Source organism: Segeticoccus rhizosphaerae (assembly GCF_009192725.1).
GTDB classification, from domain to species: domain Bacteria; phylum Actinomycetota; class Actinomycetes; order Actinomycetales; family Dermatophilaceae; genus Segeticoccus; species Segeticoccus rhizosphaerae.
Genome location: NZ_VOHR01000461.1, coordinates 1 through 2,224, shown reverse-complemented (window position 1 = coordinate 2,224; position 2,224 = coordinate 1). Strand labels below are relative to the sequence as shown.

Annotated in this window: 2 protein-coding genes and 1 pseudogene; all 3 read right to left on the bottom strand. The window is 74.2% G+C overall.

The annotated features are described in order from the left end of the window. Nucleotides 1-739: pseudogene (locus FRW57_RS20615) on the bottom strand (multicopper oxidase domain-containing protein); the annotation flags it as partial. Further along, on the bottom strand, nucleotides 736-1,848 hold the full coding sequence (locus FRW57_RS20610) for a hypothetical protein (protein WP_137120114.1): 1,113 nt from the start codon (nucleotides 1,846-1,848) through the stop codon (nucleotides 736-738). The pseudogene FRW57_RS20615 and the gene FRW57_RS20610, both read right to left, overlap by 4 nt. Next, nucleotides 1,845-2,224: helix-turn-helix domain-containing protein (locus tag FRW57_RS23595; RefSeq protein WP_476748662.1), on the bottom strand; the 380-nt coding region annotated here is incomplete at its 5' end. The genes FRW57_RS23595 and FRW57_RS20610, both read right to left, overlap by 4 nt.

The window sequence follows — 2,224 nt, the reverse complement described above, 5'->3', positions numbered from 1 at the left end:
GCCGCAGGTCCGCCACGCACCCGGCGACCGCCACGACGATGCCCGCCACGAGCACCACGAGGGCGAGCCGGGCGGTGCGCTCCGCGCCGTCGACGATCCGGGTGCGCAGCATGGTCGCCCACAGCGTGACCAGCGTCCCGGTGACGGTGAGGCCGACGAAGCCGAGCAGGTTGAGCGCGGCGTGCGCCAGCACCAGTCGCTCGTGCCAGGAGCCGGGCAGCCCGTGCGCGAGCGCAGCACCGAGGGCGGCGCCGAACGGCAGCATCAGCGCACCGGCGACGTAGTAGTGGACCGTCCCGCCGAACCGGGAGGGCAGGGCCTGCCGCAGCTGCAGCACGAGCACGATCGCGTGCGCCGCCACCGCCGCGGCCACCACGACCGCACCGGCGAGGGTCAGCGGCCAGACCGACGCCACCATGCCCGCGACCACGATCGCGACGCCCGCGTTGAGGGTGACCAGACGGCATACCTGCCCTCGGTGGGAGTCGGCCTGGCGGCGCAGCAGCGCGTCGGTGAAGTGCGCGCTCCAGACGAGGATCGCGTTGGTGACGGCGCCGAGCAGCACGAGGTGCACGAGCAGCCACCCGGACGCGGGGACCCAGCGGTGTGCCACCCCCACCGCGAGGAGGGCCAGCAGCCAGAAGACGACCCCAGACCCTGCGCGCACGTGCCAGCGGCTGCGGTCGGTGAACGGATTGTTGACCCCGCGGTCCCGCGAGGCCGGCGGCGTCGGGATCACGAGGACACCACGCGTGACTCGAGCCGCGACGCCGACCGGGCATGGTCGCGCCGGGAGGCCGCCACGACCGCCCAGGCCGAGACAACCACGAAGCCGAGCAGCGCGACCACACCCAGCACACCGCCGACCTGCGCGGCGACGGTGACACCCCACCCGTCGCCGACGAGCAGCCGCAGCAGCAGCCCGGCGTGCAGCAGCGCCGGGGGAGCGATCATCACGGGGTGGTAGGGGAGCCGGACGCGCAGCACGGCCGGCAGGATCACGGGCGCGTGCGCCATGATCATCGAGATGGTGAACCCGAGGAAGAAGGCATGGACGACGGCGTCGTATGCCGGTCCCTCGCCGACGTGCCCGTGGACCAGCCAGATCAGGGCCGCCACGACGAGCCAGGCATACCCGAGAAGCAGGCAGCCAGCCATGAACCTGGTGAGCCCCGTGGCCCGGATGGTGCGGGTGGCGACGTCGTGCACCAGTAGCCAGGCGACGAGGGCGAGGTAGGCCAGCGCCGTGAGCGGATAGCCGGCCACCGGCCAGAGCAGGCTTGCGACGGTGCCCGCGACGATGGCGCCCGAGACGGCGACCAGCCGCCCGGTGGCGGTGGCGTCGAGGACCACGACGCGGGCCAGCTCGAGCCGTTCACCGGCGATGGTGAGCACCACGAAGCCGGCCAGCCACGGGATGAGGTCGGAGGCGGGCACGCCGCGCAGCCACAACAACGCGGCCCCCGTGGCGAGGACCGCGCCGAGCAGCTGCACCAGCACCGAGTCGTCGCGCTGGCGCTGCCACAACGGCACGTAGAGGGCGACCATGGCCGCACACCCGAGGGTCAGGGACAGCTGGCCGGCCCAGATCGGCGCGGGCGAGAAGAGCAGGACACCGCCGATGCCCAGCAGCACCGGGGACGCGAATCCGCCGGGTCGGCGCAGCGCCACTGCCCGCTCGAGGGCGATGACCGTGCCAACGAACCCCAGGACCAGCAGGAACCCGTGGGCGTCCGGCAGCCGGTCGGTGGTGACCGGGGCCCTCACCCCGAGCAGGAGGAGTGCGGCGTCGAGGCCGGCCAGTAGGGAGAGGCCGGCCGGGACCAGGAACGCCAGCCGGCGCGTCATCGACGCGAGCAGCCGGACCGGTCGGTGAGCTCCAGGCGGCACGCGCCCGGTTCGGCGAAGGGCAGCAGCGCCGTGCCCTCCGGGGGTCCGCCGATCTGCTCGAGCACCCCCTGCACGATGCCCAGGTGCACACCGCACACGATGTCGGGGTGCCGGTAGGCCGCCTCCAGCAGCGGGCAGCGCCGCAGCTTGACGACCATGGCGCGGGGGTCGGGGTCGGGGGAGAAGCCGAGCTCGTCGAGGACTGCCACGACCTCGCGCCTGGCCTCGGTGGGGTTCCGCGCGGGCTCGTGGGCACGGGCGAGCTCGCGCCCCCAGGTCCGGCCCGCCTCGACCGCGTCGCCGGCCGGGTCGTCACTGGTGCGGGCGAGCTGGG